The organism is Agrococcus citreus, assembly GCF_039527715.1.
GTDB classification, from domain to species: Bacteria; Actinomycetota; Actinomycetes; order Actinomycetales; family Microbacteriaceae; genus Agrococcus; species Agrococcus citreus.
In genome coordinates, this window is sequence record NZ_BAAAKK010000005.1 from 657,695 (window position 1) to 674,470 (window position 16,776).

The 16,776-nt window shown below is 71.9% G+C and carries 14 protein-coding genes; 6 read left to right on the forward strand and 8 right to left on the reverse strand.

Features of this window, described 5'->3' with window-relative positions:
• From ABD106_RS12060 to ABD106_RS12095, 8 genes are all read right to left on the reverse strand, one after another.
• A partial coding sequence (locus ABD106_RS12060; protein WP_343920664.1) for a GTPase occupies positions 1-999 on the reverse strand: 999 nt, incomplete at its 3' end.
• Positions 996-2,885, reverse strand: coding sequence for a dynamin family protein (locus ABD106_RS12065; protein ID WP_343920666.1), 1,890 nt, complete (start codon positions 2,883-2,885; stop codon positions 996-998). The genes ABD106_RS12065 and ABD106_RS12060, both read right to left, overlap by 4 nt.
• A gap of 4 nt (positions 2,886-2,889) precedes the next feature.
• Complete coding sequence (locus ABD106_RS12070; RefSeq protein ID WP_343920668.1) at positions 2,890-3,723, reverse strand: TspO/MBR family protein; 834 nt, start codon at positions 3,721-3,723, stop codon at positions 2,890-2,892.
• A gap of 113 nt (positions 3,724-3,836) precedes the next feature.
• Positions 3,837-4,760, reverse strand: a complete 924-nt coding sequence (locus ABD106_RS12075) for a succinate dehydrogenase iron-sulfur subunit (protein ID WP_343920670.1) — start codon at positions 4,758-4,760, stop codon at positions 3,837-3,839.
• A complete protein-coding gene (gene sdhA, locus ABD106_RS12080; RefSeq protein WP_343920672.1) occupies positions 4,760-6,550 on the reverse strand; it encodes a succinate dehydrogenase flavoprotein subunit in 1,791 nt (596 codons plus the stop codon). Before sdhA ends, ABD106_RS12075 begins: the two co-directional genes overlap by 1 nt.
• 25 nt (positions 6,551-6,575) lie before the next feature.
• Positions 6,576-7,034: a succinate dehydrogenase hydrophobic membrane anchor subunit gene (locus ABD106_RS12085; protein WP_343920674.1), complete on the reverse strand. Its 459-nt coding sequence runs from the start codon at positions 7,032-7,034 to the stop codon at positions 6,576-6,578.
• Positions 7,034-7,507, reverse strand: a complete 474-nt coding sequence (sdhC, locus tag ABD106_RS12090) for a succinate dehydrogenase, cytochrome b556 subunit (RefSeq protein ID WP_425545746.1) — start codon at positions 7,505-7,507, stop codon at positions 7,034-7,036. Before sdhC ends, ABD106_RS12085 begins: the two co-directional genes overlap by 1 nt.
• Before the next feature lie 66 nt (positions 7,508-7,573).
• Complete coding sequence (locus ABD106_RS12095; RefSeq protein ID WP_343920676.1) at positions 7,574-8,725, reverse strand: glycosyltransferase family 4 protein; 1,152 nt, start codon at positions 8,723-8,725, stop codon at positions 7,574-7,576.
• Positions 8,726-8,802: 77 nt separating this feature from the next.
• On the opposite strand from ABD106_RS12095, the gene ABD106_RS12100 reads away from it, so the two are divergent.
• The 6 genes from ABD106_RS12100 to ABD106_RS12125 all read left to right on the forward strand — a co-directional run bounded on the left by ABD106_RS12100 (position 8,803) and on the right by ABD106_RS12125 (position 16,772).
• Positions 8,803-9,933 (forward strand): mannose-1-phosphate guanylyltransferase, encoded by a 1,131-nt coding sequence (locus tag ABD106_RS12100; RefSeq protein ID WP_343921078.1) that lies wholly within the window; start codon positions 8,803-8,805, stop codon positions 9,931-9,933.
• 162 nt (positions 9,934-10,095) lie between these two features.
• Positions 10,096-11,169, forward strand: a complete 1,074-nt coding sequence (locus ABD106_RS12105) for a BMP family lipoprotein (protein WP_343920678.1) — start codon at positions 10,096-10,098, stop codon at positions 11,167-11,169.
• Between the two features lie 130 nt (positions 11,170-11,299).
• Positions 11,300-12,409 (forward strand): BMP family lipoprotein, encoded by a 1,110-nt coding sequence (locus tag ABD106_RS12110; RefSeq protein ID WP_343920680.1) that lies wholly within the window; start codon positions 11,300-11,302, stop codon positions 12,407-12,409.
• A gap of 126 nt (positions 12,410-12,535) precedes the next feature.
• Positions 12,536-14,074 (forward strand): ABC transporter ATP-binding protein, encoded by a 1,539-nt coding sequence (locus ABD106_RS12115; RefSeq protein WP_343920682.1) that lies wholly within the window; start codon positions 12,536-12,538, stop codon positions 14,072-14,074.
• Positions 14,071-15,480: an ABC transporter permease gene (locus ABD106_RS12120; RefSeq protein ID WP_343920684.1), complete on the forward strand. Its 1,410-nt coding sequence runs from the start codon at positions 14,071-14,073 to the stop codon at positions 15,478-15,480. Before ABD106_RS12115 ends, ABD106_RS12120 begins: the two co-directional genes overlap by 4 nt.
• Positions 15,477-16,772: an ABC transporter permease gene (locus tag ABD106_RS12125; protein ID WP_343920686.1), complete on the forward strand. Its 1,296-nt coding sequence runs from the start codon at positions 15,477-15,479 to the stop codon at positions 16,770-16,772. Before ABD106_RS12120 ends, ABD106_RS12125 begins: the two co-directional genes overlap by 4 nt.
• The last annotated feature ends 4 nt before the right edge of the window (positions 16,773-16,776 follow it).

Consider the following 16,776-nt stretch of genomic DNA (forward strand, 5'->3'; position numbering starts at 1 on the left):
GTCGCGGCCGGTCGACAGGTGCAGCCGTCGCAGCGGGTCGGGGACGAGCCGCAGCATCCACGCGGTGAGCGGCCAGCCCGTGACCTGGCCGGCGCGCTTGCGGTACGAACCGGCGACCGCGCGCGAGACGGCCTCGACGTTCGCGGCCGCCGCGAGCCCGCGCTCGAGCGCCTGCGCGTCGGCCGATCGCACCTTGCCCGGGACGCCCGCGTGCTCGAGGCGCGCGGCGATGCCCCGCACGTCAGCGGCGAGCCTCTGCGACGCGGCCTTCCGCTCGGCGGCGAAGCGCGCGATGCGCCCGCGCAGCTCCTCGATGCCGGCGCCGGTGGTCGCCGAGACGGGCAGCACCTGCACGCCCTCGAGGCCGTCGCCGCGCAGCAGCCCGCGCAGCGAGTCGACGACGTGGCCCACCTCGGCCGCCGGCAGCCGATCGACCTGGTTGAGCACGGCCGTCGTGACGGATGCGTGCGTCGCGAGCGGCGCGATGAAGTCACGGTGGATGACCGCGTCGGCGTACTTCTGCGGGTCGACGACCCACACGAGCACGTCGACGCGACCGGCGAGCCGCTCGGCGATCGCGCGATGCTCGAGCGCGACCGAGTCGAAGTCGGGCAGGTCGAGCAGGATGAGCGAGAGCTCCTGACCAGGCACGAACGGCCGGTCCATGATGCGACGGTCGCGCACCTGCAGCCAGTCGAGCAGCGGGGAAGCGCCGCGCGGGTTCCAGATCGCGGCGAGCGGCTCGGAGGTGGTGGGCCGCCGCACGTGGGTGCGCGCGACCGCTTCGCCCGCGAGCGCGTTCATGAGCGACGACTTGCCCGAACCGGTCGCGCCGAAGAACCCGACGACGGTGTGCTCGGACGAGAGGGCGCGACGCTCGCTCGCGCTCGCGGCGATGCGGCGCACGGCCTCGAGCTCATCGTGCGGCACACGGCCCGCGCCGAGCTCCGCCGCCTCCGAGAGCGCGCCGAGGAGCGCGTCGACGGTCGGCTCGCTCACCGGTCGCGCTCCGTCGGCGAACCGGCGCCGCGCTCGAGCTCGCGCACCTCGTCGGCCTCGCCCTCGAGCGGCGCCTCGGCGTCGTCGTCGAGCGCCTCCGCCTCGATCACGTCGCTGCGCTGCAGCTCCCTCGACGGCGGCTCGGGGGCGCGGGCCGCCTCGCGCATCGCGGCCTCGAGCTCGCTCGCCGCATCGCGCAGCGCGTCGCCGGTCGTGCCCTGCTCGACGGGCGTGAGGAGCGCATCCCAGCGCGCGGCCTCCGCCCCCATGAGCGAGCGCACGCGGTCGTCGAGGTCGTCGCGCGCCTGGGCGGCGAGGCGGCGCACGGCGTCCTCGCCGAAGATCGTCTCGAGCAGCTTCTGACCGACGACGGCGGAGCCGCCCGCGATCGCGAGCTCGCCGCCGGTGAGGCCGCCGGTCGAGGCGAACACGACCACCATGAGCGCGACCGTGATGACGTTGAGGCCGAGCGACATGACGCGCGCCTTCGTGCGCTTGCCGGCGGCCTGCTCGGTGATGAGCTCCATGAGCGCGAGCTGCCAGTCGCGCACGAGCAGGCTCGCACGCTCCGACAGCTCGGCAGACGGATGCGCGAGGTCGACGCCCGCGGTGAGCTCGCGACCGACGGCCGAGTGGCGCACGCGCTGCCACGCATCCGATGCCGCCCGGCCGGCCTCGTCGACCATGACGGCGTGCAGGCCGCTCTCGATCTCGTGCTCGACCTCGACCGGCGGCGCGGGCTGGCCCTGTAACCACGCGACCACGCGGTCGCGGGCCCGGGAGTACCAGGACTCGATGGTGCGGAACACGTCCGACGTGCCGACGTAGTCCTGCCAGCGCGCGAGCACCTCGCCGCGCAGCAGCACGCCGTCGCGAGTCGCGTCGCCCACGCGCGCGGCCGCGTCGTCGTAGGCGGTCTCGACCGTGTCGCGCAGGTCGCGCACCGTGACGATCTGCTCGTCGCGCGCCTCGGCGACCGTGCGGGCCGTCACCGCGAGCCGGCTGACGGCGCCGGCGAGCGTGCGACCTGCGATGCGCGCCCGCTCCGCCCGGTCGCCCGCGATGCCCGCGAGCCACGCGCGGATGGGCGCGACCGCGGCGGCCGGCAGCATGCCCCGATCGTCGAGCGGCGACTCCGTGACGACGAACACGGGCGCGGCGCCGAGCCCCCGCTCACCGAGCATCTGCCGCAGGTCGGCCTCGACCTCGCCCTCCGCACCGGGCGGCACGCGGTTGAGCACGACGCCGACGGTGATGTCGCGCGCCGCTGCGTCGTCGAGCAGCCGCCATGGCACCGCGTCCGCGTAGCGGTTGGCGGTCGTCGCGAAGAGCCAGAGGTCGGCCGCCGCGAGCAGCTGCGCGGCGAGCAGCCGGTTCTCGTCGGCGATCGAGTCGACGTCGGGGGCGTCGAGGATCGCGAGGTCGCGGGGCACGCGCTCGTCGGCGACGAGCACGACCGAGCCGATCTGCGCCGCGTCGGGATCCTCCCCGGCGCGGCTCGCCGTCGCCTCGCGCACGGTGCCCGTGACGCGGGCGAGCCCGGGCAGGATGCGCGTCGAGCCGAACCAGGCGGCGTCGGCGGGGGAGTGGAGCAGGATCGGCTGCCGGGTCGTCGGCCGGATCACCCCGGTGCGGGTGACAGGAACGCCGATGAGCGCGTTGACGAGGGTGGACTTGCCCGCGCCCGTCGAGCCGCCGACGACGGCGAGCAGCGGCGCGTCGAGGTGCCGCAGCCGCGGCTCGACGTAGTCGTCGATCTGCCGCACCGCTGCGCCGCGGGCATCGCGCGCCGCGTCGGCACCCGCGATCGACAGCGGCAGCGCGACGCCGCCGAGGGCCGAGCGGAGGGCGTCGAGCCGGTCGAGCGCGGCGATGGTCGGGGTCACGCGGCTAGTCTGCACCACCCCGCGCGGGGCTCGCCTGGCGCGAGGCGACCGGTCCTCGAGCGGGTGCGCGCAGCCGCGCGGCGACCGTCGCGAAGCCGATCAGCACGCACACGACCGCGGCCGCGATCGCGACGTTCGCCGAGGCGGGCTCGCCGATCGCACGGCCGACGCCGATCCAGGCGACGCCCCACAGCATGGCGAGCGCGGGAGCGATGCGGCCGCGGTAGCGGATCGCGAGCAGCGCCGCGACGATCGCGACGAGGCCCAGGACGAGGATCGCGGGCAGCTCCCACGCCGCCGGCCGCACGCCCGCATCCGCGAGCCAGGCCGAGATGTTCGCGACCGTCGCGACCGAGACCCAGCCGAGGTAGAGGCCGAACGTGCCGTCGACGACGACCGTCGCGATGAGCGAGCCGGGCCGCGAGCGACGCAGCTGCTCGAAGATCGCGACGAGCACGGCGAGCAGCAGCAGGATGACCACGACCGTGAGCGGCAGCAGGCCAGCTTGCGCGCACAGGATCCACGCCGCGTTGAGCACGAGCGACGCGACGGCGAGCCAGCCGATGCGCCGCTGGCGGATGTCGTGGCGCTGGCTCGGCAGCACCTGCCAGATCGCGTAGGCCGCGAGGCCCAGGTAGATGACCGACCAGATCGAGAACGCCGGCCCGAAGGGCGCGAGCGGGGTCGCGGTGTCCGAGAGCGCGCCGCTCGAGGAGGCCTCGACCTCCGTGCCGCCGAAGAGGCCCGAGCCGAGCCCGGCGGCGGCGAGGGTCACCGGCAGCGCGATGAGCACCACCCACGGACGGATGCGTTCTGCGGTCGTCGTCGAAGCGTTCATGGCAGGGACGATACATCGCCTGCCTACACATCGGCCGAGCGTGCGCGGCGCCCGGGGATGCGACGAAGGCCGGCATCCGCGCGGGATGCCGGCCTTCGAGCGCAGTCGGAGGGCTAGAGGCGCACGCCCGTCACCAGGGCCTGCTTGACCTCCTGGATCGCCTTCGTGACCTGGATGCCGCGCGGGCAGGCATCCGTGCAGTTGAAGGTCGTGCGGCAGCGCCACACGCCCTCGCGGTCGTTGAGGATGTCGAGGCGCACCTGGCTCGCCTCGTCGCGCGAGTCGAAGATGAAGCGGTGCGCGTTGACGATCGCCGCCGGGCCGAAGTACTGGCCGTCGGTCCAGAAGATCGGGCACGAGGTGGTGCAGGCGGCGCAGAGGATGCACTTGGTCGTGTCGTCGAAGCGCTCGCGCTGCGCGATCGTCTGGTGGCGCTCCTTGTCGGGCTTGCCGGCGGCGACGAGGAAGGGCTGGATCTCGCGGAAGGAGTCGAAGAACGGCTCCATGTTGACGATGAGGTCCTTCTCGAGCGGCAGACCCTTGATCGCCTCGACGTAGATGGGCTTCGAGGTGTCGAAGTCCTTGACGAGCGCCTTGCAGGCGAGGCGGTTCTTGCCGTTGATGCGCATCGCGTCGGAGCCGCACACGCCGTGGGCGCACGAGCGGCGGAACGCGAGCGACGGGTCCTGCTCCCACTTGATGCGGTGCAGGGCGTCGAGGATGCGCTCGGTCGAGAACATCTGCACGTCGTAGTCCACCCAGCGCGGCTCCTCGTCGACCTCGGGGTCGAAGCGGCGCACGATGACGGTGACGGTGAAGCTCTGCGGCTCCTCGACGGGCTCGATCGGCGCCACGTCGGCGACGGCGGCGCCGGGCTCGGCCGGCTCGGCGCGCTCGGTGCCGCTCGAGGCGGAGACGGCCTGCGAGTCGGCGGTCGTCGCGTCGACCGCCGCCTGCGCCTGGGCGCCCGGGTCGCCGGTCTCGGCGCCGAACTCGGTGCCGATGCTGTCCTCGTTCTTCTTCTCGCTCTCGGCCATCAGTACTTCCTCTCCGTCGGCTGGTACTGGGTGAACCGCACGGGCTTCCAGTCGAGCCGGATGTGATCGGAGGCGGGGCTCTCGAGCCCTGCCGTCAGGTACGCCATCGTGTGCTGCATGAAGTTCTCGTCGTCGCGCGTGGGGTAGTCGTCGCGCATGTGCGCGCCGCGCGACTCCTTGCGGTTGATCGCCGAGTAGACGAGCACCTCGGCGAGGTCGAGCAGGAAGCCCAGCTCGACGGCCTCGAGGAGGTCGGTGTTGAAGCGGCGGCCGCGGTCGTGCACCTTGACGTTGGGGTAGCGGCGGCGCAGCTTCTCGACGTCGGCGAGCGCCGTCTGCAGCGTCTCCTCCGTGCGGAACACCTGGGCGTTCCGGTCCATCGTCTCCTGCAGCGCCTTGCGCAGCTCGGCGACCGACTCGGAGCCGTCCGACTCGCGCAGCTGCGCGAGCATCTTCACGACGCCGTCGGCCGCATCCGCCGGCAGCGGCACGAAGTCGGCCGTCTGCGCGTACGCGACCGCGTTGTTGCCGGCGCGCTTGCCGAAGACGTTGATGTCGAGCAGCGAGTTCGTGCCGAGGCGGTTCGAGCCGTGCACCGAGACGCACGCGCACTCGCCGGCCGCGTAGAGGCCCGGCACGACGGTCTCGTTGTCGGAGAGCACCTGCGCGTCGTTGTTCGTCGGGATGCCACCCATCGCGTAGTGCGCGGTGGGGTAGACGGGCACGCGCTCGGTCACCGGGTCGACGCCGAGGTAGGTGCGCGCGAACTCGGTGATGTCGGGCAGCTTCGTCTCGAGCACCTCGGCGCCCAGGTGGGTGCAGTCGAGGTAGACGTAGTCCTTGTGGGGACCGGCGCCGCGGCCGTCGAGCACCTCCTGCACCATGGAGCGCGCGACGATGTCGCGCGGCGCGAGGTCCTTGATGGTCGGCGCGTAGCGCTCCATGAAGCGCTCGCCCGAGGCGTTGCGCAGGATCGCGCCCTCGCCGCGGGCGCCCTCGGTGAGGAGGATGCCGAGGCCCGCGAGGCCCGTCGGGTGGAACTGGTAGAACTCCATGTCCTCGAGCGGGAGGCCCTTGCGCCAGATGATGCCGACGCCGTCGCCCGTGAGCGTGTGCGCGTTCGAGGTGGTCTTGTAGATCTTGCCGAAGCCGCCCGTCGCGAACACGACCGACTTGCCCTGGAAGACGTGGATCTCGCCGGTGGCGAGCTCGTAGGCGACGATCCCGGCGGGGCGCTTGACGCCGTCGACCTCGGTCATGATGAGGTCGAGCGCGTAGAACTCGTTGAAGAACTCCACGCCGTGTTTGACGCAGTTCTGGTACAGCGTCTGCAGGATCATGTGGCCCGTGCGGTCCGCGGCGTAGCACGCGCGGCGCACCGGGGCCTTGCCGTGGTCGCGCGTGTGCCCGCCGAAGCGGCGCTGGTCGATCTTGCCGTCCTCGGTGCGGTTGAACGGCAGCCCCATGTTCTCGAGGTCGTACACCGCGTCGATCGCCTCACGGGTGAGGATCTCGGCCGAGTCCTGGTCCACCAGGTAGTCGCCGCCCTTGACCGTGTCGTAGGTGTGCCACTCGTTGCTGTCCTCCTCGACGTTCGCGAGGGCGGCTGCCATGCCGCCCTGCGCGGCGCCCGTGTGGGAGCGCGTCGGGTACAGCTTCGTGATGACGGCGGTCGACGCCTTGGGCGCCGACTCGATGGCGGCGCGCATGCCTGCGCCGCCGGCGCCGACGATCACGACGTCGTGCTGGTGGTAGTGGATGCCGTCGACGACGGAATGCTGATCAGCCATGGATGTGGGGTTCTCCGAATCTCGCCTAGACCGAGGCGCAGAACGACGGCAGCAGCGCGGGGTCCGCGCCCTGCGGGCAGGGGTCGAACGTGAAGGTGATGAGGGTGCCGAGCAGGATCAGCATGACGGCGGCGACGCCGATGGCGCCGAGCGCGAGCTTGCGCACGCGCGGCTTGTGCACGTAGTCGTTGACGATCGTGCGCATGCCGTTCGAGCCGTGCAGGATCGCGAGCCACAGCATGAGGGCGTCCCACCACTGCCAGAACGGCTGGGCGAGCTTGCCGCCGACGAAGCCGAAGTCGATGGCGTGGATGCCGCCCGGCGTCCAGATGAGGTTGTAGGCCAGGTGGCCGAAGATCAGCACGATCAGCACGACGCCGGAGGCGCGCATGAAGATCCAGCCGGCCTTCTCGAGGTTGGGGCCGCGGCGACCCGACGAGCGAGCCGGGTAGGCGTAGTTCGGGCTCTCGATGGTGGTGCTCATCAGTGACCCTCCTCCATCGGCGCGAACACGTTCATGAGGTGGTTCGGGGTGAAGTAGAGCATGAGCGCGACGACGAGGCCCATGACGATCCAGAACAGCAGGCGCTGGTGCTTCGTCGCCCAGGGCCAGACGTCGACGAGGATGATGCGAACACCGTTGAGCGCGTGCAGCACGACCGCGCCGACGAGGCCGACCTCGCCGAGGCCCATGATTGGGTTCTTGTAGGTGGCCATGACGGCGTCGTACGCCGCCGGGCTGACCCGGATGAGCGCCGTGTCGAGCACGTGGACCAGCAGGAAGAAGTAGATGGCCACACCGGTGATGCGGTGCAGGACCCACGACCACATGCCCTCGTCACCGCGATACAGCGTGCCGCTGAACGTGGTCTTGCGGGGGGTGGGATCGGGGAGGATGAGGCTGCTCTGCGTCTCAGACACGCGCAATCCCTCCGTTGTTCGACCGGGCAGATGCATCCATCCTATGCCCGCGGCGAACGCCGGACCGCCCGGCGGGTCGCCGGTGCCCGCGCTCGTCGAGCCTCAGGCGTCGACGAGCCCGTCGATGCCGCGCAGGGCGCGTCTCGACGCGCACCGGTAGTGCTCGAGCAGCTCGTCGACGACCGCCGACCACGAGCGCGGCAGCACCCGGCGGCGGCCCGCCTCGCCCATCCGCGACCGCAGTGCGGCGTCCGCCGCGAGCCGCTCGATCGCCGAGCGCAGGGCGGATGCGTCGTCGGGCTCGAACAGGAGGCCGGTCGCCCCGTCGTCCACGAGGTCGACCGGTCCGCCCGCGCGGGGCGCGACCACGGGGAGCCCCGTCGCGGCGGCCTCCTGGAGGGTCTGCCCGAAGGTCTCCTCCGTGCCCGTGTGGACGAAGGCATCCATCGCCCCGTACGCGGCGCGCAGCGACGCCCCCTGCAGCTGGCCGAGGAACGCGGGCCGGAGCGGCGCGAGCTGCCGACGGACCTCCTCCATCGCGGGGCCGTCGCCGACGATCGCGACACGGATGCCGGGGACGCCCTCGAGGGCGCGCAGCCGGTGGAGGCCCTTCTCGAGCGCGACGCGGCCGACGTAGCCGACGACGAGCTCGCCGCCCGGCGCGATCTGGCGGCGCAGCCGAGCCGTCGCGGGTCCGCGCCGGTTGTCTGGGTGGAAGCCGTCGAGGTCGACGCCGCGTCCCCAGCGGTGCACGCGCTTGACCCCGGCCGCCTCGAGGTCGGCGATCGCCGCGGTCGACGGCGCGAGGGTGCGGTCGGCGGCGTTGTGGATGAGCCGGATGAGCTGCCACGCGAGCGGGGAGCCGGCGGCGAGCCGGTTGCGGCGCGCGAACCCGGCGACGTCGGTCTGGTAGACGGCGACGCTCGGCAGGCCGATGCGCGCCGCCTCGGCGATCGCCTGGCCGCCGAGCATGAAGGGGCTCGCGGCGTGCAGCACGTCGGGCTGGAACCGGGCGAGCAGCGCGGCGACCTGGGGGCTCGGGAGGCCGACCGGGAACTGCCGGTAGGCGAACGACGGCACCTCGTGGACGGGCACGCCGCGGTAGTGGACGGGCGCGCCGCAGCGGGGCGTGATGACGATGGCCTCGCGACCCGTGTCGACGAGGCGATCGAGCACGCGGCAGACCGACGTGGTGACCCCGTTGACGGTGGGGAGGAAGCTCTCGGTCACGATGGCGACTCGCTCGATGCGCACGGCCCCACGGTACGTGCGGCGTGCCGCTGCCGCGAGGTCCCCGCGGTGAACGCCGCGTGAACGACGGCCGCCGGCCGATGCGTAGGGTGAGGGCCGTGACCGGCATCGACGACTTCTTCAGCATCATCCCTGCGGGCGGCGTGGGCTCGAGGCTCTGGCCGCTCTCGCGCGCCGACGCCCCGAAGTTCCTGCACGACCTGACCGGCAGCGGCAAGACGCTCCTGCGGGCGACGTACGACCGGCTCGTGCCGCTCGCAGGCCCCGGGCGCACGATGGTCGTGACCGGCCGCGCCCACCGCGCCGCGGTCGAGGCGCAGATTCCCGAGCTCGACGACGCGAGCATCGTGCTCGAGGCCGACCCGCGCGACTCGACCGTCGCGATCGCGCTCGCCGCGGCGATCCTGCGGCGCCGCGAGCCCGACGTCATCGTCGGCTCGTTCGCCGCGGACCACGTGATCGACGACGAGCGGTCCTTCCGGCGAGCGGTCGGCGAGGCCGTCGAGGCGGCTCGCGCCGGCTACATCGCGACCATCGGCATCACGCCGACCGAGCCGGCGATCGGCTTCGGCTACATCCGCGCGGGCGACTCGGCGGGCGTCGCGGGCGCCCCGAGCGCCGCGATCGTGCGCGAGTTCGTCGAGAAGCCGTCCGCCCAGGTCGCGCGGCAGTACGTCGCCGATGGCGACTACCTCTGGAACGCCGGCATGTTCATCGCGCGGGCCGACGTGCTGCTCGAGGCGCTCGCGACCGAGGAGCCGGAGCTCGCCGCGCAGATCGAGGAGCTCGCCGCGGTCTGGGACGAGCCGGCGCGCCGCGGTCCCGCCGTCGACCGGCTGTGGCCGTTGCTGAAGAAGATCGCCATCGACTACGCGGTCGCGGAGCCGGCGGCGGCGAGCGGACGGATGGTCGTGGTCCCCGGCGACTTCGACTGGGACGACGTGGGCGACTTCTCCGCGGTCGCGAAGCTGCACAACGGTGCGCACCGGGGCCGCCTCGCGATCCTCGGCAGCCAGGGGACGGTGATCGCCGACTCCGCGTCGGGCATCGTAATCTCGCAGTCGAAGCGCATCGTCTCCGTCGTCGGCATCCAGAACGTGGTCGTCGTCGACACCCCGGATGCGCTGCTCGTCACGACGACCGACAACGCGCAGCGCGTGAAGCAGGTCGTCGACGCGGTGCGCCGCTCGGGCAACACCGACGCCCTCTAGCCAGTCCCGCCCGGGTGGTCACGACACGCCGCCCGCGCGTCGCGGGGTGGTCAGGACACGCCGCGCGGACGCATCGCGCGGCGGCGTGTCGTGACCACCCGAGGTCCGCAGGGGGCGCGGGCGGGCGGCTACGATTTGGCCACCTGGTCGAAGGAGTCCGCCTTGTCCCGCACGCTCGCACTGCCCGCGCTCGCCGCGCTCGCCCTGCTCGCCGGCTGCGCCGCGCCGCCGCCCGCCGCGACGACGGCCCCCGGCGGCACCGCCGCACCGGAGCAGTCGCTCGAGTGCGCGCAGATGGTGACGAACTCCGGCGGGCTCAACGACCGCTCGTTCAACGAGACGAGCTGGGCCGGCATGGAGCGCGCCCAGGAGGAGCACGGCGTCGAGGCGAACGTGCTCGTCTCGACCACCGAGAGCGACCTCGCCCCCAACGTGCAGGCCGCGGTCGACACCGGCTGCGGCTTCGTGCTCACCGTCGGCTTCGAGCTGGCCGCCGCGACCGACGAGCAGGCGGCGGCGAACCCGGACGTGCAGTTCGCGATCGTCGACGAGATCGTCGAGCATCCGAACGTGCGCTCGATCGTCTTCGACACCGCGCAAGCGGCGTTCCTCGCCGGCTACACCGCGGCATCCGTCACCGAGAGCGGGATCGTCGCCACCTTCGGCGGCGGCAACCAGCCCCCGGTGACGCTCTTCATGGACGGCTTCGCCGCGGGCATCGACGCCCACAACGAGGCGAAGGGCACCGACGTGCAGCTGCTCGGCTGGGATCCCGAGACGCAGGACGGCACCTTCACGGGCGACTTCGAGAACGTGCAGCTCGGCCAGACGCAGACGCAGGCGTTCATCGCGCAGGGCGCCGACGTCATCCTCCCGGTCGCCGGCCAGGTAGGGGAGGGCTCGTTCCGCGCCTCGCTCGACGCCGGCGGCACCGCGCTCGTCATCTGGGTCGACAACGACGGCTACGACACGCTCCCCGCCGAGTTCCACCCGCTGCTCCTCACGAGCGTGCTGAAGAACACCGAGGATGCCGTGGTGGCGGCCGTCGGCGACGCCGTCGACGGCACGATCTCGGACGAGCCGATCATCGGCACGCTCGAGAACGGGGGCGTCGACATCGCCCCGTTCCACGACCTGGACGCGCGGGTGAGCGACGAGACGAAGGCCGAGCTCGAGGCGCTCCGCCAGCAGATCATCGCGGGCGAGATCACCGTGGAGTCGCCCTCCAGCCCCTGACGGCGGCTGATTGCAACGATTGCGTTGCGGTGCTGAGGATTGCGCGCTTCGCGCGTTCGTCCGGCTCTATGCTCAACCAACATGCGCTCAGCCGCGTCGCGGCGAGCATCCTTTGCACTGGAGGAATCCCTTGAGGAAGTTCACCCGTTCCGCCGCGCGCGGCGGCGCCATCGCGCTCGGCGCAGCGCTCCTGCTCGCGGGCTGCGCAGCAGCACCCGAGGCGCCCAGCGGCTCTGAGCCCGCCGCGAGCGAGGCGCCCACGACCGACATCCAGCCCTGCATCGTCTCCGACGAGGGCGGCTTCGACGACCGCTCGTTCAACCAGCTCGGTGCCGAGGGCCTCCGCGCCGCGGCCGAGGGCCTGGGCGTCGAGCCGATCGAGGTCGAGTCCTCCTCGCCCGCCGACTATGCGCCGAACCTCGACAGCGTCATCGCCGAGGGCTGCAACATGGTCGTCTCCGTCGGCTTCTCGCTCGCCGAGGCGACGGGCGCCGCCGCGACCGCGAACCCCGACATCAACTTCGCGATCATCGACGACAGCTCGATCGAGGCCGACAACGTGCAGCCGATCGTCTACGACACGGCGCAGGCTGCGTTCCTCGCCGGCTACGCCGCCGCCTCGTACAGCGAGTCGGGCATCATCGCCACGTGGGGTGGCCTGCCCATCCCGCCCGTGACGATCTTCATGGACGGCTTCCACGCCGGCGCCATGTACTACAACGAGCAGAACAGCGCCGATGTGCAGGTGCTCGGCTGGGACCCGGCTTCGCCGAACACCGGTTCGTTCACGGGTGGCTTCGCCGCCGGCGTCGAGGCGAAGGCCATGGCCGAGACCTTCATCGGCCAGGGCGCGGACGTGCTCCTGCCCGTCGGTGGCCCGATCTTCCTCTCCGCCGCCGAGGCGATCCGCGACCAGGGCGACGACTCGGGCATCGTGATGATCGGTGTCGACGCCGACCTGTACGAGACGTCGCCGGACAACGCCGACCTCTTCCTCACGTCGATCCTCAAGGGCATGTCGACGGGCGTCCAGACGGTCGTCGAGCAGGCTGCGGCCGGCGAGTTCTCGAGCACGCCGTACGTCGGCACGCTCGAGAACGACGGCGTCGGCCTCGCGCCGTTCCACGACTTCGAGGGATCGGTCGACCCTGAGCTGCAGACGCAGCTCGACGAGATCCGCGAGGCGATCATCGCCGGCGAGATCACGGTCGAGTCGGCTGCCAGCCCCTCGGTCGAGTAGAGCAGCACCGCCTGCGTGTGGGGGTCGGCTCCGGTCGGCCCCCACACGCATGAGCGCTGGCCCCACGCGCACGCTCGCGCCGTTCGGGCTAGATTCACAGTCGTCCGCCTCGTCGAAGGAAGGCCCATGACCGTCGAGCACTCGAGCCAGCACTCCACCCTGGAGCTGCGGGGCATCACGAAGCGCTTCGGCGCGCTCACCGCCAACGACCACATCGATCTCGAGGTCAAGGCGGGCGAGATCCACTGCCTGCTCGGCGAGAACGGCGCGGGCAAGTCCACCCTGATGAACGTGCTCTACGGCCTCTACCAGGCCGACGAGGGCGAGATCCTGCTCGACGGCGTGCAGCAGCGCTTCGCAGGACCCGGCGACGCCATGCACGCCGGCATCGGCATGGTGCACCAGCACTTCATGCTCATCCCCGTCTTCACGGTCGCCGAGAACGTGCTCCTCGGGCACGAGAAGGGCCTCGGCGGACTCGCCGGCGCCAAGCAGAAGGTGCGCGAGATCTCGCAGCGCTTCGGCTTCCACGTCGACCCGGACGCGAAGATCGAGGACCTCCCCGTCGGCGTGCAGCAGCGGGTCGAGATCATCAAGGCCCTGTCGCAGGATGCGAAGGTGCTCGTGTTCGACGAGCCCACCGCCGTCCTCACGCCGCAGGAGACCGACGAGCTGATGGCGATCATGCAGCAGCTGCGCGACGAGGGCACCGCGATCGTCTTCATCACCCACAAGCTCCGCGAGGTGCGCGCCATCGCCGACCGCATCACGGTCATCCGCCTCGGCAAGGTCGTCGGCGAGGCGAGCCCCGCGTCGACGAGCACCGAGCTCGCCTCGATGATGGTCGGCCGACCCGTCGAGCTCACCGTGCAGAAGAACCCCCCGGTGCTCACCGACAACACGCTGACGGTCTCGAACCTCACCGTGCTCGACGCGATCGGCCAGAAGGTCGTCAACGACGTCTCGTTCACCGTGCAGGGCGGCGAGGTGCTGTGCATCGCCGGCGTCCAGGGCAACGGGCAGACCGAGCTGACCGAGGCGATCCTCGGCCTGCAGGCGCGCGCGAAGGGGTCGATCGACCTCAACGGCAACGAGCTGCTCGGCGACTCGGTGCGCGAGGTGCTCGACGCCGGCGTGGGCTTCGTGCCCGAGGACCGCAAGGTCGACGGCCTCGTCGGCGACTTCACGATCGCCGAGAACCTCATGCTCGACCGCTACCGCGGCGCCCCCTTCGTCAAGGCGGGGACCGTCGACCGCGGCGCGCGCGACGAGTTCGCCGAGGAGAAGCTCACCGGCTTCGACATCCGCGCCCAGGGCATCGACACGCACGTCGGCACCCTCTCCGGCGGCAACCAGCAGAAGGTCGTGCTCGCCCGCGAGCTCGGCCGCCCGCTCGCGCTCTTCGTCGCGTCGCAGCCCACCCGCGGCCTCGACGTCGGCTCGATCGAGTTCGTCCACAGCCAGATCATCGCGACGCGCGACGCCGGCATCCCGGTGATCGTCGTGTCGACCGAGCTCGACGAGGTCGTCGGGCTCGCGGACCGCATCGCCGTGATGTACCGCGGCGGCATCGTCGGCATCGTGCCCGCCGACACCAGCCGCGACACGCTCGGCCTCATGATGGCCGGCGAGCGACCCGCCGACCTCGAAGGAGCCGCCGCGTGAACGACCAGCCGCTCGACGCCGACGACCCGATCCAGCCCGACGCCCCGCAGCGCCCGGGCGGCTCGCCCGACTCCGGCTCGGCGCCGGCCGTCGTGCACGCGCCCGAGGTCGCCGAGGTCGCCGCGCCCGTCGCGGCCGCGCCGACCGACGACCGCACCGCCGAGATCGACGACCCCTGGGGCAGCGCGTTCCGCCGCATCATGGGCGGCAACCTCGTCATGGCGATCCTCGCGATCATCACCTCGCTCATCGTCGGCGGCATCCTCATCGCCTTCACCGACGAGCGCGTGCAGGAGACGAGCGGCTACTTCTTCTCGCGCCCGGCAGACATGCTCGGCGCGGCGTGGGATGCGGTCTTCGGCGCGTACTCGGCGCTGTTCCAGGGCTCGATCCTCAACCTGTCGCGCGCCGACGCGGGGTTCGCCCAGCTCATTAAGCCGCTCACCGACACGCTCAACTTCGCCACGCCGCTCATCGCGGCCGGCCTCGGCGTCGCGCTCGCGTTCCGCGTCGGCCTGTTCAACATCGGCGGTCGCGGCCAGATGCTCTGGGCCGCCGCCGCCGCGGGCTGGGTCGGGTTCTCCTTCGACCTGCCGCCGGTGCTCCACGTGCTCGTCGCGATCGCGGTCGGCATCCTCGCCGGCGCCATCTGGGGCGGCGTCGCCGGCGCCTTCAAGGCCTACACGGGCGCGCACGAGGTGATCGTCACGATCATGCTCAACTTCGTGGCGCTCTGGTTCATCACCTGGATGCTGCGCACGCCCGGACTGCTGCAGAACCCGGGCGGCAACAACCCCATCTCGCCCCCCATGGCCGACACCGCGGTGCTGCCGCCGATCTTCGGTCCGCCCTTCAGCCTCCACTGGGGCTTCGTGCTCTCGGTCGCCGCGGTCATCTTCTGCTCGTGGCTCATCAACCGCTCCAACCTGGGCTTCCAGTTCCGCGCGGTCGGCTTCAACGCGAACGCCGCGCTCAACGCCGGCATGGACGTGAAGCGGATCACGCTGCTCGCCATGCTGTTCTCGGGCGGCTTCATGGGCCTCGCGGGCGCCCAGCAGGTCACGGGCGCCGTCACGACCGGCTTCACGTCGGGCATCGACGCCGGCATCGGCTTCGACGCCATCACCGTCGCGCTGCTCGGCGGCTCGACGCCGTGGGGCACGCTCTTCGCGGGCCTGCTCTTCGGTGCGTTCAAGGCCGGCGGATTCCGCATGCAGGCCGCCGAGGGCGTGCCGATCGACATCATCCTCGTCGTGCAGTCGTTCATCGTGCTCTTCATCGCGGCCCCGCCGCTCGTGCGCGCGATGTTCGGCCTGCCGCAGCCCGGCAAGAAGAAGTCGCGACGGCAGCGCCGCGACGAGGCCGCGCTCGCAGCCGCGACCAAGACGAAGGGAACGCAGGCGTGACCACGCAGCACCCCATCGACGCGCAGGCTCCGGCGCCCGTCCAGACGGTCGAGCTCGAGCGCGCGGTCGTCCGCCACTGGAAGGGCCCCGTCTCGTACGCGGTCCTCACGGTCGTCGCGGCGATCCTCATGATCGCCCTCGGCCGCGACGGCAGCGCCACGCTGCGCCTCGCCGACGCGGGCGACTTCTTCCCCATCCCGGATGCCGTGCTCCCGTCGCGCCCGACCGGCGTCGTCATCGTCCTCCTGCTCGCGGCGCTCACGGCGCTGTCGTTCTGGGCCGCGGCCACCACGCGCCGGCTCGGCGCGTGGCTACCGGTGGTCTTCGGCCTGCTGTTCGTCGTCGGCTTCCTCAGCTGGGCCGGCGCGGGCTCGATGATCCCGATCGCGGGACTGCTGTTCGCGACCGTCGGCCTCTCCGTGCCGCTCATCTTCGGCGCCATGGGCGGCGTCATCTCCGAGCGGGCCGGTGTCGTCAACATCGCGATCGAGGCGCAGCTGCTCGGCGGCGCCTTCACGGGCGCGGTCGTCGCATCCGCGACCGGCAGCACGATCGTCGGCGTCTTCGCCGCGATGCTCGCCGGCGTGCTCGTCTCGATGGTGCTCGCGGCCTTCGCGATCCGCTACCTCGTCGAGCAGGTCATCGTCGGCGTCGTCCTCAACGTGCTCGTCGCCGGGCTCACGAACTTCTTCTACTCGTCGGTGCTCACCGACAACCAGGCGCTCAACTCGCCCGATCGCCTGCCGAAGCTGCCGATCCCGGTGCTCGAGAGCATCCCGCTGCTGGGGCCTGCGCTCTTCAACCAGACGATCATCGTCTACGCGATGTACATCGCCGTGCCGCTCATCGCCTGGGGCCTGTTCAAGACCACGTGGGGCCTGCGCCTGCGCGCGATCGGCGAGCACCCGATGGCGGCCGACACCGTCGGCATCAAGGTCAACCGGCTGCGCTTCTGGAACGTCTCGCTCGCGGGCGCGGTCGCCGGCCTCGGCGGCGCGTACTTCACGCTCGACTCGAACGGCTCGTTCACCCGCGAGATGACGGCCGGTCTCGGCTACATCGCCCTCGCGGCGGTCATCTTCGGGCAGTGGCACCCGATCAAGGCGACCGCGGCGGCGCTGCTGTTCGGCTTCGCCTCGGCGCTGCAGCAGACGCTCGGCGCGATCGGCTCGCCGGTGCCGAGCGAGTTCATGCTCATGCTCCCGTACGTCATCACCCTGCTCGCCGTCGCCGGCTTCATCGGCCAGTCGAGGGCGCCGGCCGCCAGCGGCAAGCCATACGTGAAGCAGTAGCCGG

Excerpts from the sequence above, each read along its gene's own strand:
- ABD106_RS12070 (WP_343920668.1), bottom strand. The coding sequence starts at position 3,723 with ATGAACGCTTCGACGACGACCGCAGAACGCATCCGTCCGTGGGTGGTG.
- ABD106_RS12075 (WP_343920670.1), bottom strand. The coding sequence starts at position 4,760 with ATGGCCGAGAGCGAGAAGAAGAACGAGGACAGCATCGGCACCGAGTTC.
- sdhA (WP_343920672.1), bottom strand. The coding sequence starts at position 6,550 with ATGGCTGATCAGCATTCCGTCGTCGACGGCATCCACTACCACCAGCAC.
- ABD106_RS12085 (WP_343920674.1), bottom strand. The coding sequence starts at position 7,034 with ATGAGCACCACCATCGAGAGCCCGAACTACGCCTACCCGGCTCGCTCG.
- sdhC (WP_425545746.1), bottom strand. The coding sequence starts at position 7,507 with ATGCATCTGCCCGGTCGAACAACGGAGGGATTGCGCGTGTCTGAGACG.
- ABD106_RS12100 (WP_343921078.1), top strand. The coding sequence starts at position 8,803 with ATGCGTAGGGTGAGGGCCGTGACCGGCATCGACGACTTCTTCAGCATC.
- ABD106_RS12115 (WP_343920682.1), top strand. The coding sequence starts at position 12,536 with ATGACCGTCGAGCACTCGAGCCAGCACTCCACCCTGGAGCTGCGGGGC.